The sequence below is a fragment of the Streptomyces durocortorensis genome (genome assembly GCF_016901035.1).
GTDB classification, from domain to species: domain Bacteria; phylum Actinomycetota; class Actinomycetes; order Streptomycetales; family Streptomycetaceae; genus Streptomyces; species Streptomyces durocortorensis.
Genome location: NZ_JAFEUF010000072.1, coordinates 1 through 26565, shown reverse-complemented (window position 1 = coordinate 26565; position 26565 = coordinate 1). Strand labels below are relative to the sequence as shown.

Genomic DNA, 26565 nt, shown 5'->3' with positions numbered 1-26565 from the left:
CGCTTCCCGCCCCCCCGGGCCCGTGGCGCGGCCCCCGCCGCGGGGGGGCCGCGGTGGCCGCCCCCCCCCCCCCCCCGGGGGGGGGGGCCCCCCCCCGGGGGGGGGCCCCGGGAACCTTCACCTCGCCCATCGAGTCGTGCTCGATCCGGAAACCGCTGTTACGGGGCGTCTCGCCCGACGTGTCGCCCATGGTGTTTAAACCTCCTGAAAAAGATGAGCACTTGTCTTGTTCTACGTATTCCCAAGTCGCCTACCGGCCAGTAAATACCGGGGGTAACCACTTACCGGGAGGCGCAATGAGGCGCACCAGCACCAGACTTCGAGGGCTCCGAAGCCTTCGCCGGCTCCGCTGTACGGTCGCCGCCACCGTGGCTCTCGCGGCAGCCGTCGGCGGTATGGCCGCCGCCGGACCCGCGGGCGCGACGGAGTCGGGTACCAGCTCTATCGCATCCACCCCTCTCCCGCCCGCGCTGGAAGCCGTCCGGGCCGCCGAGGCCACCCGGCTGTACGGCAGCCCCGCCGAGCGGCCGCTCGCCGAACGCAAGACCGGGCTGATCTCGCTCGGCGACAGCGAGATCTCCGGCGAGGGCGTCGGCACCTACGACCCCGGCACCAACGGGCCGGACAACTGGTGCCACCGCTCGCCGGAGGCCGCCATCCACCGGACGGGCATCGCGGCGGACGTCACGTACAACGTCTCGTGCTCCGGCGCCTATACCGGGAACATCAAAATCGGCGGAAACAAGCAGTACGCCGACGAGCTCGTGCAGAGCGACAGCCTCGCGATCAAGGCCCGCAACACCCGGATCAAGATGGTCGTCCTGGTCGCCGGGGCCAACGACGACCTCCAGTTCGGCCCGGTCATGACCGACTGCGTGGTCCGCTACATCAGCCTCCAGGGCCCCTGCGAGCCGAAGTACGCGGGCGGCTGGCAGGCCCGCGTCGACGCGCTGGTCCCCAAGGTCGAGGCGACGGTCCGCGACCTGCGGACGGTGATGACCGACGCCGGGTACGCCAACGACGACTACAAGCTCGTCCTGATGGGCTACCCGAGCCCCATCGGCCCGGACTTCCGCGACAACCCGAACTTCCCCGGCAAGCTCATCTGCGGCGGGCTCGGCTACGACTCCGACACCGTCTGGGGCCGCAACACCGCCGTGCCCGCCTTCGAGACCGGCATGCGCAAGGCGGCCACCGCCACCGGGGCCTCCTACCTCGACAACTCCCGGCTCTTCCACGGCCACGAGGTGTGCAGCGAGGCCCCCTGGGCGCGCGGCCTCTACATCGACCTGAGCAAGCCCGGCCTGCCCGACGAGAACTCGGTCCGGCAGTCCTTCCACCCCAACGCGGCCGGCCACCGGGCCTTCGCCTCCTGCCTCACCCAGCTGTACGACTCCGGGCTCCGCGAGGCGAGCTGCGCCGACCCGGCGAGCACGGGAAACCCGGTCCTGACCAGGGCGGCCTGGGACGACGTGTTCACCCCGCTGAAGAACGAGGCCACCGGCACCTGTGCGGACGTGCCCGGCTCGGTCACCCGTAACGGCACCGCGATCGGTGGCTGGGACTGCCACGGCGGGCGCAACCAGAACTGGTGGTACGACACCGGTACGCAGACCCTGCGCACCGCGCTCAGCCACGACCGCTGCCTGGACGTGTCCGGCGCCAAGTACACCCCGGGCGCCACGCTCATCGTGTGGAACTGCGCGGGCGCGGCCAACCAGAAGTTCGTCCGGCAGGCGGGCACGATCCGCCCGGCCGCCGCGACGGGCCTGTGCCTGACCCTGGCGGGGGCGAAGGACCCGCTCAGGCTCCAGACGTGCGACGGCAGCGCGAAGCAGCGCTTCGCCTAGCCGACGGCAGGGAGGGGGGGGGCGCGGTGATCCCCGGCCGCCCCCTCGTCAGGTCTCCAGGGACAGCGCCTCGGACAGCGCCCCCAGCGTCGGGGTCAGATACAGCTGGCGCAGCGGAACCTCGGGCAGCCCGCGCTCCCGGGCCAGCGTGCCGATCCGGATCGCGTACAGCGAATTGCCGCCCAGGTCCCAGAAGTCGTCGTCCGGGCCGACCGCCTCGACGCCGAGCACGTCCCGCCAGATGGAGGCGAGGACGGCGCCCGGGGCGGTGCCGTGAGCCGCCGCGGCCGGGGCAGGAGCGGGAGCCGTCACCGGGGCCCGCCGTGCCCCGGGCGGGGGCAGCCCGGCCGGGTCCAGCTTGCCGTTCGCGGTGAGGGGGAGGGCCGGCAGCACGGTCACCGTCGCGGGCACCATGTGCGCGGGCAGCAGCCGGGCCGCCCGTTCCCGTACGGGGCCGGGGTCCTCGCCCGCCCCCGGGGCCGGGACCACGTACGCGTCGATCCGCACGGCCGCCGCGTCCCCGCCCCCGCCGCCCGTCACGGTGACCGCCGCCGCCGAGACCGCCGGGTCCTCCAGCAGGACGTGCCGGATCTCGCCGAGCTCGATACGGAAGCCCCGCACCTTGACCTGGTCGTCGACCCGGCCGAGGTGTTCCAACGTTCCGTCGGGGAGCAGCCGCCCCAGATCGCCGCTGCGGTAGAGCCGCCGCCCCGCCGGGTCCAGGGGGTCCGGGACGAAGCGTTCGGCGGTGAGGCCGGGGCGGTTCAGGTAGCCGAGCGCCACGCCCGCCCCGCCCACCACGATCTCCCCGGGCGCACCCGGCGGCACCGGCCTCCCGTGCGCGTCCAGGACCCGCACCGACCAGCCGGGCAGCGGCCGCCCCACCGACCGGGAACCGGCGAGCGCCTGGCGGCGGGTGACCGTGGTGGCGGTGACATGGACGGTCGTCTCGGTGATCCCGTACATGTTGACCAGCCGGCAGCGGTCCTCCGGGTGCAGGTCGAACCAGTCCAGCAGCGGACGGGCGTCCAGCGGTTCGCCGCCCAGCACCACCAGCCGGACGCCCACGGCGTCCTGGGCGCCCCGGTCGGCCGCCGCGAGCTGGGTGAACGCCGAGGGGGTCTGGCTCAGCACGCTCACCCGCTCCCGTACCAGCAGGGCGTGGAAGTCCTCCGGCGAGCGCGTGGTCCAGTGGTCCACGACCACCAGCCGGCCGCCCGTCAGGAGTGCGCCCCAGATCTCCCACACCGAGAAGTCGAACGCCGCCGAGTGGAAGCACGTCCAGGTGTCGTCGGGGGAGAGGCCGAAGTCGTCGCGGACGGCGTCGACCAGGGCGGTCACGTTGAGGTGCGGGACGAGGACCCCCTTGGGGCGGCCGGTCGAGCCCGAGGTGTGGATGACGTAGGCCGGGGAGCCGGGCTTCCGGCGTGGTGCGGTGGGCCGGGGCGGGTGGCCGGTGAGGGCGGCCGGGTCCGTGACCGTCAGCCGGACCCCGGCGTCCCGCGCGGTGCGCTCCCGCCGGTCCGCCGGATGCTCCGGATCCAGCGGTACGTGGACGGCGTCCGCCTTCAGCACGGCGAGCATCGCCGCCACGAGGTCCGTCGAGCGGGGCAGGCAGAGGCCGACGAGGTCACCGGGGCGGACACCGTGGGCGCACAGGCCGTCGGCCAACACCTCGGCGCGGCGGTCCAGTTCGGCGTACGAGAGCGTGGTGGGCCCGGCGGTGAGGGCGGGGGCGTCGGGGCGGGAGGCGACCTGGGCGGCGAAGGCTTCGTCGATACGGAGGGCTTTTGGGTCCTTGGGGCCGGCTCCGAGGACCAGTTGCTCCGCCGACTCCGCCTCGCTCAGCGGATTCAGCCGGGACAGGCAGGTGTTGGGCGGGCTGGTCAGCAACTGCTGCCTTATGCGCTCCACTTGGTGGGACGGTACGGGAAGGGCGCCCGGTCCGGTCGGCAGGACGGCGGGCCCATCGCTCGCCATCAGCTCCAGCAGCGGTGGATCGTCCCCCTCGGCCGGGGCGGCCGGCTCGGTGGCCAGCAGCTCCGCGACCGTACGGCCGGGTGACAGGTCCGCAGTGAACACCGCGTGCCCGTCGAGCGCCCCCAGCGCGTACGGCGGCCGGTCCCGCGCCGGTACGGGGACGGCGACGCGCACCGCTGACGCCCCCTCGTACCGCCCGACGGCGAGCGCGAACGCCGAGGCCAGGCGGCGGGTCTCCCCGTCGAGGCGCAGGTCCAGCGGGAGCGGTCCGGCGAGCGGTGTCACCGCGGCCGGGGCCAGATCGCCCCGCAGCACCCGGGCGACGAGCCGCAGCGAGCGGGCGTCGAGCGCGGACGCGTCGGCGGTCAGGACGACATCGGCCCGGTGGCCCTCGTCCGCGTACCGCAGCAGCACCGCGCGCAGCCGGTGGCCGGGGGCGAGCGGGCGGCGGGCCTCGGCCGCGCGCCGCCGGGCCGCCGCGTCGGATGCGGCGGGAGCCGGTACGGACTCCGTCCACAGCCGGGGGCGGCGGCGGTCCCCGGGCCACCACAGCTCGGCCGCCGTGGTGAGGGCGGCGGCGAGCGCGGTGTCGGTGACGGCCGGCGGCAGGCTCACCGTCAGGGTGTGATGGGCAGGCTGCACGTGCGCAACTCCTCGTACACGAAAGGGAAAACGGCGGTCAGCGGGCGGTGAACCCGCCGTCCACCGTGACCACGCTGCCGGTCACCTGCCGGGACGCGTCCGTGGCCAGCCAGAGCACCGCCTCCGCCACGTCCTCCGGCTCCACCAGCGCGTTCATCGGCTGGTCCCGGACGAAGGCCGTCTCGTGCTCGGCGACCGGCACCTCCAGGGAGCGGGCGATCTCCGCGAGCATCCGGCCCTCCATCGCCTCGTCGTCCCGCACCGAGCCGGGGCAGACCGCGTTGACCCGGACCTTGCGGGGCGCGTAGTCCAGCGCCACCGCTTTCGTCAGGCCGACCAGGCCGTGCTTGGCCGCGACGTACCCCGCGAAGTGCCGGTAGCCCACCAGACCCGCCGTCGAGGCGACGTTGACGATCGAGCCGGACCCCTGGGCGACCATCCGGGCCCCCACCGCGCGGATCGCCCGCCACGCGCCGCCCAGATCCACATCGATCATCAGCTGCCACTCGGCCTCGGTGATCTCGTGCGCAGGACGGCCCGAAGGGGCGGCGATCCCCGCGTTGTTGACCAGGACGTCGATCCGCCCGAACCGCTCCTCGGCCGCCTCCGCCGCCTCCTGGAGCGCCGCCAGATCCCGCACGTCGGCCTGCCGGGTCAGCACGGCGGACCCGGCCTCGCGGCAGAGGTCCGCGGTGTGCGCGAGCTGCGAGGCCGAGCCGAGCGGATACGGCACGCCGGGGAGTTCGCCCGCCACGTCCAGCAGCACCAGGTCCGCGCCCTCGCGCGCGAACGCCAGGGCGCAGGCCCGGCCGAGACCGCGCGCCGCCCCGGTGATCAGCGCCGTACGTCCGGCCAGCCGCCCCGCACCGTGACCGTTCATCTGTTCCGGGCCACCGCTGCCCGTCACCGGCCCCTCGCCGCGTGTATCTCGGCGGCCACCAGCTCCAGTACCGCGTCCGGCCGTTCGGCGAGATACATGTGCCCGCCGGCCGGTTCGGCCACCGTCAGCTTCCCCGTCGTCGCCCGGTCCCATTCGGCCGCCTCGGCCGCCCCGACCAGGGTGTCCTCCCGCCCCCGTACCGAGATGACGGGCACGCTCAGGGGCCGATCCGTGGACGGGGTGTACGTCTCGTGGAGCCGGACGTCCGCCCGGAGCGCCGGCAGCAGCAGCTCCCGCATCTCCGGGTCGGCCAGCGCCGGGTGGTCGTATCCGGCGAACGCCCGGACCCGGGCGGTGAACTCCTCGTCGGGCAGCCCGTCCGCCCGGTCCGTGCGCGGCGTCCAGGGCCCGGGCGCGCCGCTGACGACGAGCGCGGCGAGGCGGACCGGCCCGCCCGACCGCTCGAACCGGTGCGCCAGCTCGTACGCGAGGACCGCGCCCATGCTGTGCCCGAACAGGACGACCGGGCCGCCGCCCCCGGCTCCGTTCTCCCCGCCGAGCGCCGCCGTCACCTGCGCGTACGCGTCGTCGACGGCCGGGGCCGCGGAGGTGTACGCGGGCTCGGGGAACCGCTTCTCGCGGCCCGGCAGGGAGACCGGGAGAATCCGCATCCCCTCCGGCGCCCGTTTCTGCCAGGGCGTGAAGAAGGAGGGGCCCGCCCCGGCGAAGGGCAGGCAGATGAGCACGGTGTCTTCGTCGGCCACGATCGTTCCTGTTCTCTTTCTCTTCTACCGGCTCTTCTGCCGGCCCTTTCGCCGGACTCTTCGACCGGACTCCCCGACCGCAGTCCGGTCAGTCCCCGACCATGATCGTCGTGAGGATCGCGGCGAGGTAGCCCGGGTCGCGCACCCCGCACAGCTCGCGCGCCGAGTGCATCGACAGGCCGGGCACCCCGACGTCCACCGTGGTGACGCCGAGGCGGGCCGCCGTGAGCGGGCCGATCGACGTGCCGCAGGGCATCGCGTTGTTGGAGACGAACGGCTGCCAGGGGGCCCCGGCCCGCTCGGCGGCGGCCGTGAACACCGCGATGCCGGTGGAGTCGGTGGCGTACCGCTGGTTCACGTTCACCTTCACCGTCGGGCCGCCGTTGGGCAGCGGGCGGTGGTCGGGGTCGTGCCGCTCGGAGTAGTTCGGGTGGACCGCGTGCGCCATGTCGGCGGAGACGCAGAACGCGCCCGCCAGCGCCCGCGACCAGTCCTCCTCGCTGCCGCCGCGCGCCGACACCGACCGGGACAGGATCCGCTCCAGCAGCGGGCTCTGCGCACCCGTCTCGGAGCCGCTGCCGACCTCCTCGTGGTCGAAGGCGGCCAGCACGGGGACGAACGCGGGCTGCGTGGGCCCCGTCGCCGCGTCCACCAGCGCGGTCACCCCGGCGTGCACCGAGACCTGGTTGTCCAGCCGTGACGCCACCACGAACTCCCGGTCCACGCCCAGGTATCCGGGCGGCTGGATGTCGTGGAGGCTCAGGTCCCAGGCCAGTACGTCGGCCGGGTCCTCCCCGGCGGCCGCCGCGACCCGGCGCAGCAGCTCGCCCTCCTGCGGGTCGCCCAGCGCCCAGATCGGCGCGATGTGCCGCTGCCGGTCCAGCGCCACGCCCTCGTTCACCGAACGGTCCAGATGGATCGCCAACTGCGGTACTCGCAGCAGGGGTTCGTCGATCTGGACGAGTCGGCTGCGCGGGACGCCGCCGGGGCCGCGCAGCGCGAGCCGGCCGGAGATGCCCAGGTCCCGGTCGAGCCAGGTGTTCAGCGGCACCCCGCCGTAGATCTCCACCCCGATCTGCCGCCACCCCGAAGTCCCGGTGTCCGGGGCCGGTTTGATCCGCAGGTTCGGGGAGTCGGTGTGCGTGCCGACGATCCGGAACGGGGTGTGGGCGGGCGCGCCCTCGGGGACGTACCAGGCGATCAGCGCACCGGCGCGGCTGACGAACAGGCCGCCGGTCGCCCCGGTCCAGTCGTCCGTGCCGCGCAGTTCACGGAACCCGGCCTTCTCCAGACGCTGGGCCGCACTGGCCACCACGTGGTACGGGGACGGGCTGGCGGCAATGAAGGAGAGCAGGTCGTCGGTGTGGCTGCGGTGGGGGGCCGGAGTCATACGGCGTCCGCCTTTCCGGTGTTCGGCAATGACAGGGAGGGTGACGGTCCGCCGGGCTGGTCGGGCCCGGCGCTGGCGCCCCCTGCGGCGCCCCCGGAGCCTTGGCCCGAGGACCCCTGCGAAGGGCGCTCCCCGAGGAGTTCCCGCACCGGCCGGTCGGGCCGGGCGCAGAACTCCGCGAGCAGGTCGGTGTACGACGCGAGAAGGTCGTGGGCGGTCGTGTGGTCCCACAGGTCGGTGGAGAATTCCAGGAACGTTCGATAACCCTTCGCGGCGTCCCGGCGCGGCGCAAGCCCGAAGCACAGTTCGCTGCGGGAAAGCGGCGGTGCGAGATCGGCCACCTCGACCCGCAGCCCGGGGATCTCGATGTCGGTGTCGACGGAGTTCTGGAACGCCAGGACGTGCGGCACCCGGTCGGGGACGCTGACAGCGCCCGCGTCCCGCATCGCCTGCATGATGCGCGCCGTGGGCAGCACATGCGCCATGGCGCCGAGCGCACCCGCGCCCGTACGGACCGCGAGCTCCGCGCACGTCTCCTCAAGATTGGCTGAATCCAGTCGTACGCGGACCATCACCGCGGTGGACGTCATCGCCACGAGCGACTCCGACGCGGTGCCCTCGCGGTTGGCGTACGGGACGCTCAGCAGGGTGTCCTCCTCGCCCGACAGCCGGGTCAGGAACACCCCGAGCGCGGCCGCGGCGACGGCGAACGGGGTGGTGCGCCGTTCGGCGGCGAGCTTCTCCACCGCCGCCCGCACGTCGCCCGACGCGACCCCGCGCACGGTGTCCCCGTGTCCGCTCAGCTTCTGCGGGCGCGGCCGGTCGGTCGGTACGGGGACGGCGGACGGCACCCCGTCCAGATAGGCGGCACAGAACGCGGCCCGCTCCGCTTCGGCCTCGGGATCGTGGTGCTCGCGCTGCCACCGGGCGTACCCGGGCGCCTGCATTGCCGGATCGGGCAGCCCGTGCGGGACGCCCGCGGCGGCCGCCGTGTACAGCGCGGCGATCTCCGCGAGCAGCACGGACAGCGACCAGCCGTCGGCGGACACGTGGTGCAGGACGAACATCAGCTCCCAGCGGTCGTCCTCGACCCGCAGCAGCCGCACCCGGGGCACCAGGGGCCGCCCCAGCTCGAAGGGGGCCGCCGCGTCCGCCCGGCACAGGGCGTCCGCCCGGGGCCGCCGTTCACCGGTCGGCAGCGCCGTCAGGTCCTCCACCGGCAGCGCCACCGGCTCGGCCGCCACCACCTCCTGCCACCAGGGCCCGTCCGGCGCGTCCTCCTGGACGAACCGGGTGCGCAGCGCGTCGTGCCGGGCGATCACCTCGGACACGGCGGACCGCAGGGCCGCCGGATCCAGCGCCCCGGTGAAGGTGATCCGGGTGGGGACGTTCCACACGGCGGGGTCGGGCATGGCGTGGTGCCCGGCGATCATCCGGGCCTGCTGGTCGCTGACGGGGGCGCGGTCGACGACGGCGGTGTCCTCGGCCGCCGCGGCCGGCGCTGTGGCTGCGGCGGCCGCTGTCTCGGGCCTTTCGTCGCCCGCCAGCTGCTCGGTCATGGCCCCCAGAGTGGCGTCGGCGAAGAAGTCCGCCAGCGGGTAGTCGACGCCGAGGGTGTCCCGGACCCGGTTGACGAGTCGGATGGCGGCGATCGAGTTGCCGCCCAGGTCGAAGAAGTTGCTGTCGGCCGGGAAGCCGCGCAGATCGAGGACGGACTCCCAGACCTCGCGCAGGGCGGTGGCGACATCTGCGGCAGGCACCCCGGGAGCCTCAGGCATCCCGGTCACCCCGGTCACCCCGGGCACGCTGGTCACCCCGGGCGTCGGGTCCGTCACCGCGTCCAACTGCTGCCTCAGCTCCGCGAGATACCCCTCCGCCGTCGCCGCGTCGAACAGGTCCGCGTCGTAGCGCAGCCGCAGTCGCAGGCTCCCGTCCGGGGCGTGGGTGGCCATCAGCGCCAGCTCCAGCGGCGCCGACTCCGTCCCGGCCGCCACCGCCTCCGCCCGCAGCCCGGGCAGATCGATTCCGGCCAGCGCCGTGCGGTCCAGATCGACCGAAACGGTCACCATCGGCCGCGGGTTCCCCGGGTCCGGACGGACGGCGGCGAGCAGCGCGTCCAGGTCCACCCCGCTGTGCTCCTCCGCCGCGAACAGCGCCCGACCGGCAGCCCGTACGGCCTCCGGCAGCGGGGTGTCGTCCGTCGCGGACAGCGACAGCGGCAGCAGCGCCACATGGAAGCCCACCGTGTCCGCCGTCTCCGGGCGTCGTCGCCCGAACGTCGTGCCCAGCAGGAACGCGTCCTGCCCCGACCGCCGCCGCAGCACCGACTGCCAGGCCGTGCACAGCGTGGCGAACAGGGTCACGCCCTGCTGCCCGCTCCACTCCCGCAGCCGGTCCGCCCGCTCCCGGCCCACGGTCCCGGCCACCGCCCCACCGCGCGGCCGGTCCGTCGGCAGGGTCAGCACCGGGGGCTTCTCGCCCAGCAGCTCGCGCCACCAGGCCAGGTCGGCCGGGTCGTGCGGCGGCTCGGCCGCCGCGACGGTCGTCCCGGCGGGCCGTTCGAAGACCGGCGGGCGCCCGTCGAGGGCCGCCGCGTACAGCTCCCGGAGGTCTCCGGCGATCAGCGCGGCCGAGTGCGCGTCCGTGATGATGTGGTGCATCCCGAGGGCCAGGACGTGGTCGTCCTCCGCCAGCCGGAGCAGCCGGGGCGTGAACAGCGGCCCCTCGGCGAGGTCGTAGGCCCGGTGGCTCTCCTCGGACAGCAGCGCCTCGATCGCCTCGTCCGGGTCCTGCGCCCGGGCGTCGGTCACCGCCAACGGGATGCGGAGTCCGTCGCGTACGACCTGGACGACGCCCGCCTCGTCCTCGCCCCGGAACACCGTCCGGAGCCCGGCGTGCCGCTCGACCAGACCGTCGACCGCCGCCCGCAGCGCCGCCACGTCCAGCGGACCGCGCAGCCGTACGGCCTGGGTCTCGTTGTACGCCGCCGGGTTCTCCATCAACTGCGCGGCCAGCCACAGCCGTCGCTGGGCGGAGGTGGCGGGCGCGACGGTCTCCCGTACGGCGTGGTTCGCGGCCGCTGCCCGCTCCCGCGTACGGCGGCGCAGCACGTCCAGCCTCTCAAGCCCCGACCGCAGCCGCTCCCGGTCCATCCCGAAGTCGACCAGTGCGGCGATCTCGTCCACCCCGGCCCCCTGGAGCGCGGCCACGAAGGGGGCGACGCTGTCCGGCGTGCCGATCAGGGCCCGCTGGTCGCAGTAGCGGTCGTAGGCCCGGCGGAACAGGTAGTCCAGGTCCTCCTCGCCCGCCGCCGCCACGTCCTCGCGCCGCTGTCCCGCCGCCGTCGCCGCCGAGCGCATCAGCAGCGAGGACCGCAGGTAGCGCACCATCGGCTCCAGCGCATCCGCCCGGGCGGTGGCGTGGTCGTCGCCGAGATACGTGTGCACCAGCACCGTCACCCGCCCGGCGTCCGGGTCGAGCCCGCACGCCGCCCGCGTACGCCGGTAGTGCGCGATGTTCGCGGCCAACTCGTCCACGGTCTGGCTCATCAGGTTGGTGACGACCCCGAGACCACGCCGGGCCGCCTCCTCGTACGACGCCCGCTGACCGGAGGTCGCCAGGAAGAACGGCGGTTCCTCCTGCACCGGACGCGGCCGGATCCGGATCTCCGCCTCCGTACCCTCGCCCGTGCGCCGCCGCACCGCCTCCCCGCGCCACAGCCGGCGCACCTCGTCGAGGTGGTCGAAGGCGATCCGCCGCCGGTCCGCGAACCGGTCCGGGTGCAGGGCGAAGTCCCGGGCGTGCCAGCCCGTCGCGCAGCCGATGCCGACCCGGCCGCCGGAGAGGTTGTCGACCACCGACCACTCCTCGGCGACCCGCACCGGATCGTGCAGCGGCAGGACCACCGAGCCCGCGTTGATCCGGACGCGTTCGGTCTCCCGGGCCACGGCGGAGGCGAGCACGGCGGGGTTCGGGAAGAGCCCGCCGAAGGAGTCGAAGTGCCGCTCGGGCAGCCAGACGGAGGAGAACCCGTGCTCGTCGGCGAAGCGCGCGGTCTCGAAGAGCGCGTCGTACGCCTCCGGAGTGCCGGTTCCGCCGGCCTCGGCGGCTTTCTCCGACTCCGGGTAGTCGCCGAAGAAGTAGACGCCGAAGTCGGGGGCCGGGCGCGGGGCGTCGACCGGCTTCACGGCCGCAGCCGGGCGCGGAGTGGACCGGGGAAAGAACCCGCCGTCGCGCAGCTCGCGCAGCGACCCCTCCACCGCCTCCGCCACCCGGTTCACGTCCTCCTCCGTGTGGGCGGTGGAGAGGTAGAAGCTGCGCCACTCCCACACGTACACACCGCGCAGTTGGAGGTGGTGGTAGAGCAACTCCAGGTCGGCGCGGTGCCTGAAGCGGAACATCGACCCGAAGTGGGCCAGATCCAGCGGGAATTCCTCGTCGCGGAAGAAGGCGTTGAGCCGGTCCGCGAGCGCCTGCGTGCGGGTGTTCAGTCCGCTCTGGAGCCCGGGGCCCTCCTCGGTGAGGTGGTTGAGCACCGCGCGGGCCGCCGCCATCGACAGCGGGTGCTGCATGTACGTGCCGCCGATGAACGTGGTCTCGCGCGCGGGCCCGCCGGGCTCCCCGTACCGCCAGAACCCGCCGTCCACCCCGTCGAGCAGATCCGCCCGCCCGGCCACCGCGCCGATCGGGAAGCCCCCGCCGAGCGCCTTGCCGTACGTGGCGAGGTCCGGCACCACGCCGAAGTGCGCCTGCGCGCCGCGCTGGTGGGGCCGCAGCCCGGTCAGCATCTCGTCGAAGAGCAGCACGATGCCCCGGCGCGCCGTGAGTTCACGCAGCGAGCGCACGAACTCCACTGGCCGCAGGCCCGGATTGCGGCACTGCACGGGCTCGACGAGCACGGCCGCGATCGTGTCGCCGAGGGCGTCGATCGTCTCCAGGGCCTCCTGGCTGCCGTACTCCAGCACGATCAGCTCCGCCACCGCGCTGGCGGGGATGCCCCGCGAGACGGGCACGGCGTGCTGGCCGGGACCGCCGGGGCGGCCGAGGACGGAGTCGATGTGCCCGTGGTACGAGCCCCGGAACATGACGATCTTCTCGCGCCCGGTCGCGGCCCGGGCCAGCCGGATCGCCGCCGAGTTCGCCTCCGTACCGGACGAGGCGAAGGCGACCCGCTCCATGCCGGTCAGCGAAGCGAGCAGGGCCGCGGCCTCCCCGGTGTCGGGGGACCGGGGGCCGAAGCGCAGCCCGTCGGCGAGGTGGCGGCGTACGGCCTCGGTGACCGGCTCCGCCTCATGGCCCAGGAGCAGCGCGCCGAAGCCCATGGTGATGTCGGTGTACGCGTTGCCGTCCACGTCGACCAGCCGGGAGCCGTGCGCCGAGCGGGCCGCGACCGGGTACAGCATCTCCTTGGTGGCGTTCCGGAAGCCCACGACGGCCCGGCTGTCGGCCAGCACCGAACGGTGCTGCTGGGCCAGCTCCTTGGAGGTGCGGGTGCGCTCGGTGAACCGCCGGATCAGGGAGGCCGTGTGCGTCCGCTGGGGCTCGTCGGCCCCCGCCCCGGCCATCCCGCCCGTCGCGTCCACGACGAGCCGGGGGCCGTGTGCGCTCTCCCCGGCGGCGGGCTTCGCGTCGTGTGCCGGAAGCCGGTCGCGGGCTGCCGCGAGCTGGGCGGTGAGCGCACGCGACAGCTCCGCCGCCCTGGCCACGGCGTCGGCGGCGGCCCCGGCGGTGGTGTCGGATGCGGCCTCGGCGGGTGCGGGTGTCCCGGCGCTCATCGCGCGTCCGTCCCGGCGGTGCGGGCGGTCAGCAGCGCGACGGCATCGGAGAGCTGCGTGAGCATCGCCGCCTGGGTCTCCGCCAGTTGACGTATCTGCTCCGACAGGGCGGCGACCTCGGCCCGGGTGGCGTAGGCGGGCTCGTCGGCCACCGGCGCCGCCGCCGCGACCTCCGGGGGCGCCGGGACTTTCAGGGTCGCCGGAGGCGGGGCCGTCACCGAGGGAGCCTTCCGCCCGGCTATCAGCGCGGCCGTGAGCCGGGGCGTGCCCGCCTCCTCCAGGACCTCCCGCATGCTGATCTCCGTGCCGAACTCGGCCTCCAACTGCCGCACCATCCCGATGAGCTGGAGCGAGTCCGCGCCGAGCCCGACGAACGTGCGGTCGGCGGCGACCTCGTCGGGCCGGTGGCCGAGATGGCGTGCGGTCAGCTCCAGCACCCTGTCCAGTACGGCCTGTTCGGTCATGCGGTCCTCCGTGGAGCGTGGGGATGGGTGAGCGTGGGGTGCGGGGCCCCGCCAGTGGGGGCGGCGCTGGAAGGGGTACGTGGGCAGCCGGACGCGCCGGCCGCCGCAGCCGTCGAGCAGCGCGGCCCAGTCCACGCCCGCCCCGGAGCAGTGCAGCGTGGCCACCGCCCGCTCCCAGTCGCGCGTCGGCACGCAGACCGCGTCCGGCAGCGACCGCCGCACCAGCCCCGTCAGTACGGCGGAAGGACCCAGCTCCAGCAGCAGCGGGTACGGGGTCAACTCCCGCAGAACGGAGGCGAAGTCGGCCGTACGGCGGGCCTGCGCGACCAGGTACGCGGCGTCCGGCCGCCACCCGGCGGGGCGGACCGTGCCGTCGATCCCGTCGACGAACTCCGTGTGCAGCGGGCGCGGTTCCACCTTGTCGGCCAGCACCCGGAACTCCTCCAGCGCCGGGTCGAGCAGCGCCGTGTGGAACGCCCGGTCCACCGCCAGCACTTCGTACGCCTCACCGCGCGCCGCCAGCAGCGCCCGTGCCGCGTCCACCGCCTCCGGGGAGCCGCCGAGCACATGGTGCGTGGCCCCGTTGACCACGGCGAGCTCAAGACCGGGGACGGCGGCCAGCAGCTCCCGCACCCCGGCCCGGGGGACGAACACGGAGACCATCGCACCGGGAGCGGATCGTTCCTGCATCAGCCGCCCGCGCCCGCAGACCAGCCGCATCGCGTCCTCGGTGTCCAGCGCCCCGGCCACGTAGAGCGCCGCGTACGCGCCGACGCTGTGCCCGGCGACCCGGGCGGGCGTGACCCCGAGCCGCTCCCACAGCCGGGCCTGGGCGAGCTGGAGGGCGAACAGGGCGGGCTGCGCGAAGGCGGTGTCCCACCGTGCGGGGCCCTGCCCGCCGACGACCCGGTCCAGGAAGTCGTTCCGGCCGGTCTCCTCCGCGTACACCCGGGCGCAGGCCTCCAGCACCTCGGCCGCCACCGGGAAGCGCGCGGCGAGTTCGGCGCCCATGCCCGGATGCCCGCCGCCCTGCCCGCTGAACAGGAACACCGGCTGCCGTACGGCTCCGACGACCCCGGTCGTGTACGCCTCGCCCGCCGGAGCCCCGGACAGGAACGCCTCCAGCCCGGCCACCGGGTCCGCGGACGTGACCACCAGCCGGTGCGGCAGGAGCCGCCGCCCGAGCGCGGTGGTGGTCAGCAGATCGGCGGGGGAGGGGCGGGCCCCGCTCGCCAGACGGTCCCGCAGGGCGGTGGCGGACGCCCGCAGCGCCTCCCCGTCGGCGGCCGACAGGGGCAGCAGCGCGGGCACGGGAGCCGCCGCCTGTACGGCGGATACGGGTACGGGCACGGCCTCCGGTGCCTGTTCCAGGATCACATGAGCGTTCGTACCGCCCATGCCGATGGAGTGCACACCGGCTCGCCGCACCCCCGCCAGCGGCCAGGTCCCCTCCCGTACCGGCAGCAGGAACGGGCTGTCGGACACCGCCAGCGCCGGGTTGGGCCGGGCGAAGTTCACCAGTGGCGGGACGATCCCGTGCCGCAGCACCTCGACGGCCTTGATCAGCCCCGCAAGCCCGGCCGCACTGTCCAGGTGGCCGATGGCCGGTTTCGTCGAGCCGAGCGCGCAGAACCCGGTCCGGTCCGTGTGCGCGCGGAACGCCTCGGTCAGAGCGGCGAATTCGATCGGGTCGCCCTTCAGCGTGCCCGTACCGTGCGCCTCCACATAACCGATCGACGCCGCGTCCACGCCCGCCGCGCGCAGCGCCCCGAGCACCGCGTCCCGCTGCCCGGCCACCCCGGGAGCGGCGAACCCGCCTCTGCCGGAAAGGCCGTTGGCCGCCTTGTCCGCGCCGTCGTTGGTGACCGCCGAGCCCAGGATCACCGCGTGCACGGTGTCGCCGTCGGCCAGCGCCCGCTCCAGCGGCTTCAGGAGGACGGCGGCGGCCCCGTTCCCGCCGACCGTGCCGTCCGCGTCCGCGTCGAACGCCCGGACCGTGCCGGTGGGGGAGAGCGTGGAGCCCTTCACCGGGACGTGGCCGGTGACCTGCGGCAGATGCAGGGCGGCGGAGCCCACCAGCATCAGGTCCGCGTCCCCGGCGCGCAGCGCCTGGCAGGCCAGATGCACCGAGACCAGGGCGCTGGAGCAGGCCGTGGACACGGTGAGCGCGGGCCCGGTCAGACCGAGCCGGAAGGCGGCCCGGGTGGCGGTGAAGTCGGTGTAGTTGCCGACCTGGACCTGCTTGGCGGTCATCCAGTCGCCCGAGGCGGCCTCCGCCGCCAGGTTCGCCGCGAGATAGCTGTGGAGCGAGTACAGGCGGTAGCCGGAACTGCCGTACACCCCGATCCGTACGGAGCCGCCGTCGCCGCCCGCGTACGGTACGGAGTCCTCGCCGCGGCCCTCGCCACCCGCGTACCCCCCGTCCTCCAGGGCGTGGAAGCAGCACTCCAGGAACAGCCGCTGCTGCGGATCGGTGAGTTCCGCCTCCCGCCCGCTCATCTGGAAGAACCCGGCGTCGAAACCGTCCACATCGGCCAGGAGTGCGCTCGCCCCGCCGAACCCCGGCTGCTCGTACGCCGCCGCCGGAACTCCCGCCGCGGCGAACTCGGCCCTGGTGAACCGCCGTACGCGGCTCGTGCCCGCCCGGATGTCGCGCCAGTACGCCTCGGGGGTGTCAGCCCCGGGAAACCTCAGCGCCGTCCCGATCACCGCGATCCGGTCGTCCCTCAACGGCTTCTTCCTTTCCCCGCCCCGCACGCCCCGTGTCTCCCGCCTGGCCCGCCCGCCCCGCGCGTCCCATCGGCCCCGCAGGCTCCGCCCGCCGCAGCGCCGCCACCCTCAGCAGGAACACCACGGCGACGACGATGGCGGCACCGTGGGACCAGCCCACCACGGCCAGCGGGGAGAACCGGTCGAGGGCCGCCGCCACCAGGATCATGCCGACGCCGAAACCGAGGTTCTCGAAAGTGGCCGAAAGACCGAAGGCGTGACCGCGCAACGTGGCCGGAAGTGTCTGCAGATGCGAGGTGTACGCGACCTCGGTGAGGCCGTCCGCGGCCCCCGCGATCAGCGCGATCACCGCCGTGACCGCCAGCGGGAACCCGGCGAACGCCGCGATGAACGCCGCCGACATCACCACCGTGCCGTAGCCGAATCCGAGCGCTCCCACGGAGCGGCCGGTGCGCTGGGCGTACCGCTGGATCACCTGCTGGGCACCGATGTTGCCGAGCGCCCACACGCACCAGAACGCACTGACGAACACCGCCGGATTCGATGCGTCCAGCGAGGTGGAGTAGATCGGCAGCGCCGCGTTGTGGGACGAGGAGCCGAACGCGTCGACCCCGCGCAGGGCCACCATCAGCCCCAGACCGGGGGCGGCGGCGAGCGCGAGGAAGGCCACGGGCCGCCACCGCGGCCCGCTCTTCCCGGACTTCTCCGCCTTCCCTGACTTCTCGGGCTTCCCCGCGTCGGCACCGGCCTCCTTGCCGCCGGCGATCGGCAGCAGGGCCACCGTCACCGCGCACACCACGAACGTCGCCATGTCGAGCAGGAAGGCGGCGGTGTACCCGACGAGGGACACCACCACACCCGCCGAGGCGAAGCCCGCCACCATGGCCAGCGAACGGCCGGTGATCGACAGGGAGTTCGCCCAGGCCCTGCGGTCCTCGCCGACCATCTCCGGGATCGAACTGCGCAACGCGACCATGAACAGCGTTCCGCAGGCCCCGATCACCACCGAGACGGCCATCAGCGCCCCGGTCACCAGAGATTCCGGCGCCAGGATGAGCAGCAGCATCACGGCGCCCTGGCCGACATTCGCCCACAGCATGATGCTTTTCGCGCTGAACCGCGCGAGCAGACCGCCCACGACCAGACCGGCGACAAATCCGGAGGCCAGCCGCACCGCCATGAACAGCCCCATGGCCAGCGCCCGGCCCGTCGTCTCGTAGACGAAGAGATTGAGCGCCACCATATTCAGGAATGTGCCGTACGAAGAGACCGCGTATCCGGCCACGAGGAATCGGAAACGGCGCTCGGAGACCGCGGTCTCCCGGGTCTTTTGAGATCCGCCGTCCGGCTCGTCCGCCTTCGGCCCGTCCGCGCTCCCGATTTCAGATGTCACCGACACATACTCGTCGAGCGCGGGTGCCGGGCGGAGTGCTCCCGATTGCACAAAGGTAATCTGCATCCTTGTGAAGGACGATCATTCCCCCTCACCGGTATGTGATTGCCGTGAATCACCCTCGGACCGGTCGATACCGGAACAACCCTGCGAGGCGGCGCTCGCGACCTATCGCCGTGCGCTGACGCAGGGCAGCCTCCCGGCCGCCGCCGCACCCCCCTGCCTGCGCTCCCTGCACCTGCTGGTCGCCGACCGGGACTCGCCCGGCCACCTCATCCCCGTACCGCCGGAGACCGCCTCGTTCGCCGCGCTCGCCCCGATCGAGGAGGCGATCCTCCAGCAGCGCCGCACCCTGCGCTCCGCCCGCGCCACCCTCGCCGCCTTCGAGGGCCTCTACGCCGAGGTGCACCGGGCCGAACGCCCCGCCCTCACCCGGCTCTCCGGCGAGGCCGTCATCAGCAAGGCCCTGGACGCCGGGGTCAGCGGCTGCCGCTCCGAGGTCCGCACCGCCCACCCCGGCGGCGGACGCCCCGCCCACGTCCTGGAGCAGTCGCTCCCGCGCGATCTGAACAACCTGCGGCGCGGCATCCGGCAGCGCACCCTCTACCAGCACACCGCCCGCTCGGACCGCACCACGCTCGCCTACATCGAGCAGGTGACCGCCGAAGGAGCCGAGATCAGGACGCTGCCGGAGGTCATGGACCGGTTCATCGTCTTCGACCGGGACCTCGCCTTCGTTCCGTTCTCCGACGAACCGCACACCGCGCTGCGCGTCCGGCACCCGTCGCTGGTCCGCTTCCTGGTCCGCCACTTCGACGAGGCGTGGTCCCGCGCGGTCCCGGTCCGCCCCGAACGCGCCCCGCTGCGCACCCCCGTCGTCACCTCCGACCTCCAGCGCACCATCCTCCAGGCCGTCGTCAACGGCGAGACGGACGCCGCGATCGCCCGCCGGATCGGCATGAGCCGCCGCAGCGTCGCCGAGCACGTGCGCAAGGTCTCCGAGCAGCTCGGCAGCAACAGCCGGGCCCAACTCGGCTACCTGGTGGCGACATCGGGCCTGCTGGACGACTGAAACGCCGAAGGGGGCCCCCCGCGCGGGGGGGCCCCTTCTTACTGACGTGTCACGGGTCAGGCCAGGCCCGGGCCCCGCACCGGAATGCTGGTGAACGTCGGAGCCGGGGCGGGCTCGGTGAAGAAGTCGTTGCCCTTGTCGTCGACGACGATGAACGCGGGGAAGTCCTCGACCTCGATCTTCCAGACCGCCTCCATGCCGAGCTCCTCGTACTCGACGACCTCGACCTTCTTGATGCAGTCCTGGGCGAGCCGGGCCGCCGGGCCGCCGATCGAGCCGAGGTAGAAGCCGCCGTGGGAGCCGCAGGCGTCGGTGACCTGTTTGCTGCGGTTGCCCTTCGCGAGCATCACCTTCGAGCCGCCCGCCGCCTGGAACTGCTCCACGTAACTGTCCATCCGGCCGGCCGTCGTCGGGCCGAACGAACCGGAGGCGTACCCCTCGGGCGTCTTCGCCGGACCGGCGTAGTACACCGGGTGGTCCTTCAGGTACTGCGGCATCTCCTCGCCCGCGTCCAGCCGCTCCTTGATCTTGGCGTGCGCGATGTCACGGGCCACGACCAGCGGGCCGGTCAGTGAGAGCCGGGTCTTGACCGGGTACTTCGTCAGCTCGGCCAGCACCTCGTCCATCGGCCGGTTGAGGTCGATCTCCACGACGTCCCCGCCGGCCTCGTCGAGGTGCTCGTCGGTGGTGTCCGGGAGGAAGCGCGCCGGGTCCTTCTCCAACTGCTCCAGGAAGACGCCCTCGGCGGTGATCTTCGCGGTGGCCTGGCGGTCCGCCGAGCAGGAGACGGCGATGGCGACGGGCAGCGAGGCGCCGTGCCGGGGCAGGCGCACCACGCGCACGTCGTGGCAGAAGTACTTGCCGCCGAACTGCGCGCCGATCCCGATCTTCTGCGTCAGCTCGAAGACCTTCTCCTCCAGCTCCTTGTCCCGGAAGCCGTGCCCGGTGGGGGAGCCCTCGGCGGGCAGCTCGTCGAGGTAGTGCGCGGAGGCGTACTTCGCGGTCTTCAGCGCGAACTCCGCCGACGTACCGCCGACCACGATCGCCAGGTGGTACGGCGGGCAGGCCGCGGTCCCGAGCGAACGGATCTTCTCCTCCAGGAACTTCATCATGGAGGACTCGTTCAGGACGGCCTTCGTCTCCTGGTAGAGGAACGACTTGTTGGCCGAGCCGCCGCCCTTCGCCATGAACAGGAACTTGTACGCGCCGCCGTCGGTGGCGTACAGCTCGATCTGGGCCGGGAGGTTGGAGCCGGTGTTCTTCTCGTCCCACATGGTCAGCGGGGCCATCTGCGAGTAGCGCAGGTTGAGCTTGGTGTACGCGTCGTAGATCCCGTGCGACAGGGCCTCCTCGTCACCGCCCTCGGTCAGCACGTTCTGGCCGCGCTTGCCCATGACGATCGCCGTGCCGGTGTCCTGGCACATCGGCAGGACGCCCGCGGCGGCGATGTTCGCGTTCTTCAGGAGGTCCAACGCGACGAACTTGTCGTTGGAGGAGGCCTCCGGGTCGTCGACGATCCGCCGCAGCTGCGCCAGGTGGGCGGGGCGCAGGTAGTGCGAGATGTCGTGCATCGCCTCGGCGGCCAGCGTGCGCAGCGCCTCCGGCTCGACCTTGAGGAACGTACGCCCGTCGGCCTCGAAGGTGGAGACACCCTCGGCGGTCACCAGACGGTACGGCGTGGTGTCCTCCCCCAGGGGGAGCAGATCGGAGTACGCAAACTCTGCCATGACGGCCATTCCTCACTCGGCGACAGCGGCTGACCTCCCTCGGGCAGCGCATCCACCAGGGTAGAACGCCGCCTTCGGCCGGATCCTGTGAGGTAAGGCTCACCTGGACGCGGGGCCCTGGGACCGGGGCCCGGAGGCCGGGGCGCGCCGGTTGGAGGGGTAGTCGCGATCTATCGCGTTTGGGTACGCTGGGCCGGTGGACCTAGAGAAGCAGCCCCAGCAGCCCCTCGCGCGGGCCGTCCCACCGCCCGCCGACGTCGTGAACGGCGACGGCATCCGCGCCTCCGACGCCGACCGCGACCGGATCGCGGACATCCTGCGGGAGGCGATGGCCGAGGGCCGGCTGACGGCGGACGAGCACGCGGAGCGGATCGACCTGGTCTACCGGGCCAAGACCGTCGGCGAACTCCAGCCGCTGGTCCGGGATCTGCCCGCCGCCTCCGGTTCCACCGACCGGGGCCCGGGCCCGCGCCCGTACAGCTACGGCCCCGAGACCCCGGAAGGTCCCGCGGACAATCTCGTCGCGGTCTTCAGCAGCTCCGTCCGCAAGGGGCGTTGGCGGGTCGGCGGCCGGACGAACGCCTTCGCGCTCTTCGGCAGCGTGGAGATCGATCTGACCGAGGCGCTTTTCGGCCAACGCTTCACCGTCATCAATGCGACGGCCATCTTCGGCAGCATCGAGATCCGCGTGCCGGAGAACATCTCCCTGCGCGGCAACGGCACCGGTGTGTTCGGTGGTTTCGACGTGAAGTCGCTCGAATCCGCCGACCCGGAAGCCCCGGTCGTCGTCGTGAACGGCTATGCCGTGTTCGGGGGTGTGGAGGCGAAGCCGAAGCGGGGAAAGTTCGTCGCGGATCTCCACAGGCAGCTGCGTAAACACCTGGGCCACTGAATACGGCACCACGGACGCCCTCCGTTAATCGGCCAGAATGCCGCGGGCGCGCATTGCGGTGAGTCGCGCGCCGGTGCCACTCAGTGCATAGGCGTACGCACAGCGGGTAGGGAGTGCTGCATCGACTCTCGCTCGCGAAGCCGTAGCCGTCGTCAGGAGTAGCCCGTGCTGCAACCGCCGCATCAGCCTCTGCAGGTCGCCGCCGTTCCGGCCCAGCGGATCCCCGCCCGGGAGGACGATGCGGGCCCCTGGCATTCCGAGGCGGCCTGCCGCCGGGACGAGGCGGGCCTCTTCTTCGCCCCGTCGAAGGAACCGACCGCCGCCCGGCTGGCCCGTGAAGAGGCCGCCAAGCGGGTGTGCGGCGGATGTCCGGTCATGGTGGAGTGCCGGGAGCACGCGCTGATGCAGCCCGAGCCGTACGGGGTGTGGGGCGGGCTCACCGCTGCGGAGCGCCGGGTGGCGCTGGCCCGGCGGCGACGGCGGGACATCGAGATCAAGGCCGCGACGACGGCCGAGCACATAGCCGCGGCAGGCTGAACGCGTACACGAAGGGGGTGCGGGGAGTGAACAGGCTCCCCGCACCCCCTTCGTGCGCTCTACGCGCCCCGGGCGTCGGCTACTTCGCGCGGTCGAAGTCGATGGCGCTGTAGGCGCGCAGCTTCGACAGCCGGTGGGTCGAGGAGATCGACCGGATCGTGCCGGACTTGGAGCGCATCACGATCGACTCGGTGGTCGCCGTCTCCGCGCGGTACCGCACACCGCGCATCAGCTCACCGTCGGTGATCCCCGTCGCCACGAAGAACACGTTGTCGCCGCTGACCAGGTCGTCGGTCGACAGCACCCGGTCCAGGTCGTGGCCCGCGTCCAGCGCCTTCTGCCGCTCCGCCTCGTCCTTGGGCCAGAGCTTGCCCTGGATGACGCCGCCGAGGCACTTTATGGCGCACGCCGAGATGATGCCCTCGGGCGTCCCGCCGATGCCCATCAGCAGGTCGACGCCGGTGCCCTCGCGGGCCGCCATGATCGAGCCCGCGACATCGCCGTCGGAGATGAACTTGATCCGCGCGCCGGTCTCCCGGATCTCCTTGACGATGCCCTCGTGGCGGGGCCGGTCGAGGATGACGACGGTGACGTCCTCGGGCGTGGAGTTCTTCGCCCGGGCCACGCGCCGGATGTTCACCGCCACGGGCGCGTTGATGTCGACGAAGTCCGCCGCCTCGGGCCCCGTGACCAGCTTGTCCATGTAGAAGACCGCGGACGGGTCGAACATCGCGCCGCGGTCGGCGGCCGCGAGCACGGCGATGGCGTTCGGCATGCCCTTGGCGTTGAGCGTGGTGCCGTCGATCGGGTCGACCGCGATGTCGACCTCGGCGCCGGTGCCGTCGCCGACCCGCTCGCCGTTGAACAGCATGGGGGCTTCGTCCTTCTCGCCCTCACCGATGACGACGACGCCGTTCATCGAGACGGTCGAGACGAGGGTCCGCATGGCCTTCACGGCGGCGCCGTCGGCGCCGATCTTGTCGCCGCGGCCCACCCAGCGCCCGGCCGCCATGGCAGCGGCCTCGGTGACCCGGACCAACTCCAGGGCCAGGTTGCGGTCGGGGGCCTCCGGGGAGACCTCCAGTTGGGACGGCAGATGATGCTCGGACATCGGAGCGCACCTTTCTGTACGGCGACGACCGGATATGAGGGTGCTGCGACTCTATCGGTAGGTCGATAAAATGAGCAGTGCGGGTCACGCATGAGCACCCCGGCGTCGGAGTCTCCGACCCGGCACCCTGCGGCCGGGCGTGTCAGGCCGCGTGCCACCATGGACCCGTGGCAAGCAAGCGAGGCAAGCAGACGGTCCGGGACATGTTCCTGTCGACTTTGGTGATCGCCGCCTGCGCGGGGGTCATATACCTCTTCATCCCGAAGGACGAGCACGCCGACCCGATCAAGGCGGTCGACTTCACCGTGGAACTGGCGACGGTACGGACCGCCGCCCCCTACCCGGTCGCCGCGCCGGAGGGCCTGCCGGAGAAGTGGAAGGCGACCTCCGTCCGGTACGACGACGTCGCGGGCAAGGCCTGGCACCTGGGCTTCCTCGACCCGGACCGCAGGTACGTCGCGGTCGAGCAGTCCACCGCCGCCGCGCGTACGTACGTCCCCGAGGTCACCCAGAAGGCGAAGGACACCGGCCGGACCGAGACGGTGGCGGGCAAGGAGTGGCAGGTCTGGGAGGGCGAGAAGTACGACGCCCTCGTGCTGCCCGGCAAGGGTCACACCACGGTGGTCACCGGCTCGGCGCCGAAGGCAAGCCTGGTCGAGATGGTTGAGGCCCTGAAGACGACGCCGCCTGCCGCGCCGGCTTCCTGACACGCGGCCCGCGCCGACTCCCTCATGCGAAGGGCCCCCGAACGTACGTGAAGGGCCCCGGAACGCCAGGTGATGGTGTTCCGGGGCCCTTCGCGCGTGACGGTGACCGTGCGCCGGAGGCTCAGACGGTCGTGACGACCTCGTCGAAGGAGAGGCGCGGGCTGCGCGGGAACCAGGCGTCCTCGCCCGGCTTGCCGATGTTGACGACCATCAGCGGGGTGTGGTCGCCGTCCAGGAACTCCTTCTGGATGCCGGCGGGGTCGTAGCCGGTCATCGGGCCCGCGGCCAGGCCGGCGGCGCGGACACCGATGATGAAGTAGGCGGCCTGGAGCGCGGCGTTGAGACCGGCGGCCGACTCACGGGCCGGGCGCTCGGAGAAGAACATGTCCTTGGCCTGCGGGAAGTGCGGGAGCAGTGCCGGGAGCTCCTCGTGGAACTCGTTGTCGGCGGCCAGGATCGCGACCAGCGGGGCGGTGGCGGTCTTCGGGCGGTTGCCCTCGGCCATGTGCTGCACCAGGCGCTCGCGACCCTCGGCGGAGCGGACCAGGACGATGCGCAGCGGCGACTGGTTGAAGGCGGTGGGGCCGAACTTGACCAGGTCGTAGATCGCCTGGACCTGCTCGTCGGTCACCGGCTCGTCGGTGAAGGTGTTGGCGGTGCGGGCCTCGCGGAAGAGGAGGTCCTGAGCGGCGGGGTCGAGAACGAGAGACATCTGGTGCAAACCTTCCGAACGAACGCGGTGGGGAGAGCTCGAAGGTACGCCAGGGATAGGTTAACTTTCAACTAAAGCCGGAGTCGAGTGATCCATTGCACACCCTTGCATGATGCAGCTAGTTGGTGCGGACCCGGTCGGGGGGTCTTCCCGGGGCCGGGCTCAGCCCTCGTCGCCGCCGCCGTCCTGCGGGCGGGCCAGGGCCGCGTCCAGCCGGGCGCGGGCACCCTCCAGCCAGTGCCGGCAGACCTTCGCCAGCTCCTCGCCCCGTTCCCACAGGGCCAGCGACTCCTCCAGCGTCGTGCCGCCCGCCTCCAGCCGGCGCACGACCTCGATCAGCTCGTCCCGCGCCTGCTCGTACCCGAGCGTGCCCGTGGCGGCAGCCGCCGCCGTACCGTCGTCCGTCATGTGATCCACCCTAAATGTGAGCTGCTACGTCATCGTGGGCACGGCCCCGGCCACCGGTCGGCAGACTCATCCGTCCCCGTCCCCGTCCCCGTCCCCGTCCCCGCCCTGGTCCACCCGCACCGTGAACTCGCCCTCCGACACCCGCGCCCGCAGCGGCTCGCCGGGCGCACCGGCCTCCTCGGGGGAGCGCACCACATGGCCGTCGGGCCGCTGGAGCACCGCGTACCCCCGCTCCAGGGTCGCGGCGGGCGACAGCGAGACGACCCGGGCGAGCGTGTGCGACAGCTCGGAGTCGGCGCGGTCCAGCAGATGGCCCAGCACCCGGCGGCTGCGCCCGAGGAGCGCGTCCACCTCGGCCTCGCGCTCGTCCACCAGCCGCTGGGGCCGCTCCATCGCCGGGCGGCCCAGCGCGTGCGCGAGCCCCCGCTCCTCGCGGTCCAGCAGCCCCCGTACGGTGCGCAGCGCCCGGTCCCGCAACTGCTGCACCCGGTCCAGCTCCTCGCCCACGTCCGGGACGACCTTCTTGGCCGCGTCCGTGGGTGTGGAGGCGCGCAGATCGGCGACGAGGTCCAGCAGCGGGGAGTCCGGTTCGTGGCCGATCGCGGAGACCACCGGCGTACGGCAGGAGGCCACGGCCCGGATCAACTGCTCGTCGGAGAACGGCAGCAGATCCTCGACGCTGCCGCCGCCCCGGGCCACCACGATCACGTCCACCTCGTCCAGCGCGTCCAGCTCCTCGACCGCCTGCACCACCTGGGCGACCGCGTTCACGCCCTGGACGGCGGTGTTACGGACCTCGAAGCGCACGGCGGGCCAGCGGCGGCGGGCGTTCTCCAGGACATCGCGCTCGGCGGCGGAGGCCCGCCCGCAGACCAGCCCGATCAACTGCGGCAGGAAGGGGAGCGGCTTCTTCCGGTCCAGCGCGAAGAGTCCCTCGGCGGCGAGCGACTTCTTGAGCTGCTCCAGCCGCACGAGCAGCTCGCCGATGCCGACCGGCCGTATGTCGGTGGCCCGCAGCGACAGTTGCCCCCGGGGCGCGTACCACTCCGGCTTGGCGAGGACCACGACGCGCGCGCCCTCCGTCACCACATCGGCGATCCGGTCGAAGACCTGCCGGAAACAGGTCACGCTCACCGAGATGTCGTGGGACGGATCGCGCAACGTCAGAAAGACGACCCCGGCCCCCGGCCGCCGCGACAGCTGGGTGATCTGCCCCTCCACCCAGATGGCGCCGAGCCGGTCGATCCACCCCCCGATGAGCCGGGACACCTCACCGACGGGCAGCGGCGCTTCCGCGGACGTGTTGAGAGCCATACGGGCGAGCGTATCGGCACCCACCGACAGCACACCGGCCCCGCGCGGAGGCCCGGTTTCGCGAAGCCGTGAGGCCCGGGGGAGCCATGCGGACCGCCCGCGTGAGCGACGCGCCGTCCGGGCCCGGCCCGGCGGGGGGCCGGGGCTCCGGGCCCGCGGGGCCGCCGGGGCCCCCCCCCCCCCGCGGGGGGGGGGCGGGCGCCCCCGGGGGGGGGGGG

The 26565-nt window shown here is 73.2% G+C and carries 17 protein-coding genes; 5 read left to right on the top strand and 12 right to left on the bottom strand.

Features of this window, described 5'->3' with window-relative positions; genetic code table 11:
• Positions 1 to 296: 296 nt before the first annotated feature.
• Positions 297 to 1850, top strand: a complete 1554-nt coding sequence (locus JS521_RS16225) for a ricin-type beta-trefoil lectin domain protein (protein WP_205083700.1) — start codon at positions 297 to 299, stop codon at positions 1848 to 1850.
• Positions 1851 to 1898: 48 nt separating this feature from the next.
• On the opposite strand, the gene JS521_RS16220 is transcribed toward JS521_RS16225, so the two are convergent.
• The 7 genes from JS521_RS16220 to JS521_RS16190 all read right to left on the bottom strand — a co-directional run bounded on the left by JS521_RS16220 (position 1899) and on the right by JS521_RS16190 (position 17855).
• Positions 1899 to 4472: an amino acid adenylation domain-containing protein gene (locus tag JS521_RS16220; RefSeq protein WP_205083699.1), complete on the bottom strand. Its 2574-nt coding sequence runs from the start codon at positions 4470 to 4472 to the stop codon at positions 1899 to 1901.
• Positions 4473 to 4509: 37 nt separating this feature from the next.
• The gene (locus tag JS521_RS16215) at positions 4510 to 5352 is read right to left on the bottom strand and encodes an SDR family oxidoreductase (protein WP_205083698.1); all 843 of its coding nucleotides are present in this window, start codon (positions 5350 to 5352) and stop codon (positions 4510 to 4512) included.
• 23 nt (positions 5353 to 5375) lie between these two features.
• A complete protein-coding gene (locus JS521_RS16210; protein ID WP_205083697.1) occupies positions 5376 to 6116 on the bottom strand; it encodes a thioesterase II family protein in 741 nt (246 codons plus the stop codon).
• A gap of 88 nt (positions 6117 to 6204) precedes the next feature.
• Positions 6205 to 7506, bottom strand: a complete 1302-nt coding sequence (locus tag JS521_RS16205; RefSeq protein ID WP_205083696.1) for a M18 family aminopeptidase — start codon at positions 7504 to 7506, stop codon at positions 6205 to 6207.
• Positions 7503 to 13280: a MupA/Atu3671 family FMN-dependent luciferase-like monooxygenase gene (locus JS521_RS16200; protein ID WP_205083695.1), complete on the bottom strand. Its 5778-nt coding sequence runs from the start codon at positions 13278 to 13280 to the stop codon at positions 7503 to 7505. Before JS521_RS16200 ends, JS521_RS16205 begins: the two co-directional genes overlap by 4 nt.
• Positions 13277 to 16474, bottom strand: coding sequence for a type I polyketide synthase (locus JS521_RS16195; RefSeq protein WP_205083694.1), 3198 nt, complete (start codon positions 16472 to 16474; stop codon positions 13277 to 13279). Before JS521_RS16195 ends, JS521_RS16200 begins: the two co-directional genes overlap by 4 nt.
• Positions 16419 to 17855, bottom strand: a complete 1437-nt coding sequence (locus JS521_RS16190; protein WP_205083704.1) for an MFS transporter — start codon at positions 17853 to 17855, stop codon at positions 16419 to 16421. Before JS521_RS16190 ends, JS521_RS16195 begins: the two co-directional genes overlap by 56 nt.
• 82 nt (positions 17856 to 17937) lie before the next feature.
• Between JS521_RS16190 and JS521_RS16185 the strand changes: the two genes are divergently transcribed.
• On the top strand, positions 17938 to 18939 hold the full coding sequence (locus tag JS521_RS16185) for a LuxR C-terminal-related transcriptional regulator (RefSeq protein ID WP_205083693.1): 1002 nt from the start codon (positions 17938 to 17940) through the stop codon (positions 18937 to 18939).
• A gap of 56 nt (positions 18940 to 18995) precedes the next feature.
• Here the strand turns inward: JS521_RS16185 and JS521_RS16180 are convergent, their stop codons facing one another.
• On the bottom strand, positions 18996 to 20666 hold the full coding sequence (locus JS521_RS16180; protein WP_205083692.1) for a fumarate hydratase: 1671 nt from the start codon (positions 20664 to 20666) through the stop codon (positions 18996 to 18998).
• Positions 20667 to 20862: 196 nt separating this feature from the next.
• Here JS521_RS16180 and JS521_RS16175 point away from each other — a divergent pair, with 196 nt between their 5' ends.
• Entirely contained in the window at positions 20863 to 21558 is a 696-nt protein-coding gene (locus tag JS521_RS16175; RefSeq protein WP_205083691.1) for a DUF1707 SHOCT-like domain-containing protein, read from the top strand.
• Between the two features lie 165 nt (positions 21559 to 21723).
• Positions 21724 to 22095 (top strand): WhiB family transcriptional regulator, encoded by a 372-nt coding sequence (locus JS521_RS16170; RefSeq protein WP_205083690.1) that lies wholly within the window; start codon positions 21724 to 21726, stop codon positions 22093 to 22095.
• 79 nt (positions 22096 to 22174) lie between these two features.
• Here the strand turns inward: JS521_RS16170 and glpX are convergent, their stop codons facing one another.
• Positions 22175 to 23206 carry a class II fructose-bisphosphatase gene (gene glpX / locus JS521_RS16165; RefSeq protein WP_030115326.1) on the bottom strand — a complete coding sequence of 344 codons (1032 nt, stop codon included), beginning with the start codon at positions 23204 to 23206 and terminating at the stop codon, positions 22175 to 22177.
• Between the two features lie 203 nt (positions 23207 to 23409).
• Between glpX and JS521_RS16160 the strand changes: the two genes are divergently transcribed.
• Positions 23410 to 23913 (top strand): DUF4245 domain-containing protein, encoded by a 504-nt coding sequence (locus JS521_RS16160; protein ID WP_239487359.1) that lies wholly within the window; start codon positions 23410 to 23412, stop codon positions 23911 to 23913.
• 121 nt (positions 23914 to 24034) lie between these two features.
• Here the strand turns inward: JS521_RS16160 and JS521_RS16155 are convergent, their stop codons facing one another.
• From JS521_RS16155 to xseA, 3 genes are all read right to left on the bottom strand, one after another.
• Complete coding sequence (locus JS521_RS16155; RefSeq protein ID WP_205083688.1) at positions 24035 to 24625, bottom strand: malonic semialdehyde reductase; 591 nt, start codon at positions 24623 to 24625, stop codon at positions 24035 to 24037.
• A gap of 162 nt (positions 24626 to 24787) precedes the next feature.
• Positions 24788 to 25033, bottom strand: coding sequence for an exodeoxyribonuclease VII small subunit (locus tag JS521_RS16150; protein ID WP_205083687.1), 246 nt, complete (start codon positions 25031 to 25033; stop codon positions 24788 to 24790).
• 66 nt (positions 25034 to 25099) lie between these two features.
• Positions 25100 to 26347: an exodeoxyribonuclease VII large subunit gene (gene xseA, locus JS521_RS16145; protein ID WP_205083686.1), complete on the bottom strand. Its 1248-nt coding sequence runs from the start codon at positions 26345 to 26347 to the stop codon at positions 25100 to 25102.
• Positions 26348 to 26565: the final 218 nt, after the last annotated feature.

What these genes read in the sequence shown, in the direction of transcription:
- JS521_RS16205 (WP_205083696.1), bottom strand. Translation starts at nt 7,506, where the DNA reads ATGACTCCGGCCCCCCACCGCAGCCACACCGACGACCTGCTCTCCTTC.
- JS521_RS16160 (WP_239487359.1), top strand. Translation starts at nt 23,410, where the DNA reads ATGTTCCTGTCGACTTTGGTGATCGCCGCCTGCGCGGGGGTCATATAC.
- JS521_RS16155 (WP_205083688.1), bottom strand. Translation starts at nt 24,625, where the DNA reads ATGTCTCTCGTTCTCGACCCCGCCGCTCAGGACCTCCTCTTCCGCGAG.
- JS521_RS16225 (WP_205083700.1), top strand. Translation starts at nt 297, where the DNA reads ATGAGGCGCACCAGCACCAGACTTCGAGGGCTCCGAAGCCTTCGCCGG.
- JS521_RS16200 (WP_205083695.1), bottom strand. Translation starts at nt 13,280, where the DNA reads ATGAGCGCCGGGACACCCGCACCCGCCGAGGCCGCATCCGACACCACC.
- JS521_RS16180 (WP_205083692.1), bottom strand. Translation starts at nt 20,666, where the DNA reads ATGGCAGAGTTTGCGTACTCCGATCTGCTCCCCCTGGGGGAGGACACC.
- glpX (WP_030115326.1), bottom strand. Translation starts at nt 23,206, where the DNA reads ATGTCCGAGCATCATCTGCCGTCCCAACTGGAGGTCTCCCCGGAGGCC.
- JS521_RS16150 (WP_205083687.1), bottom strand. Translation starts at nt 25,033, where the DNA reads ATGACGGACGACGGTACGGCGGCGGCTGCCGCCACGGGCACGCTCGGG.
- JS521_RS16215 (WP_205083698.1), bottom strand. Translation starts at nt 5,352, where the DNA reads ATGAACGGTCACGGTGCGGGGCGGCTGGCCGGACGTACGGCGCTGATC.
- xseA (WP_205083686.1), bottom strand. Translation starts at nt 26,347, where the DNA reads ATGGCTCTCAACACGTCCGCGGAAGCGCCGCTGCCCGTCGGTGAGGTG.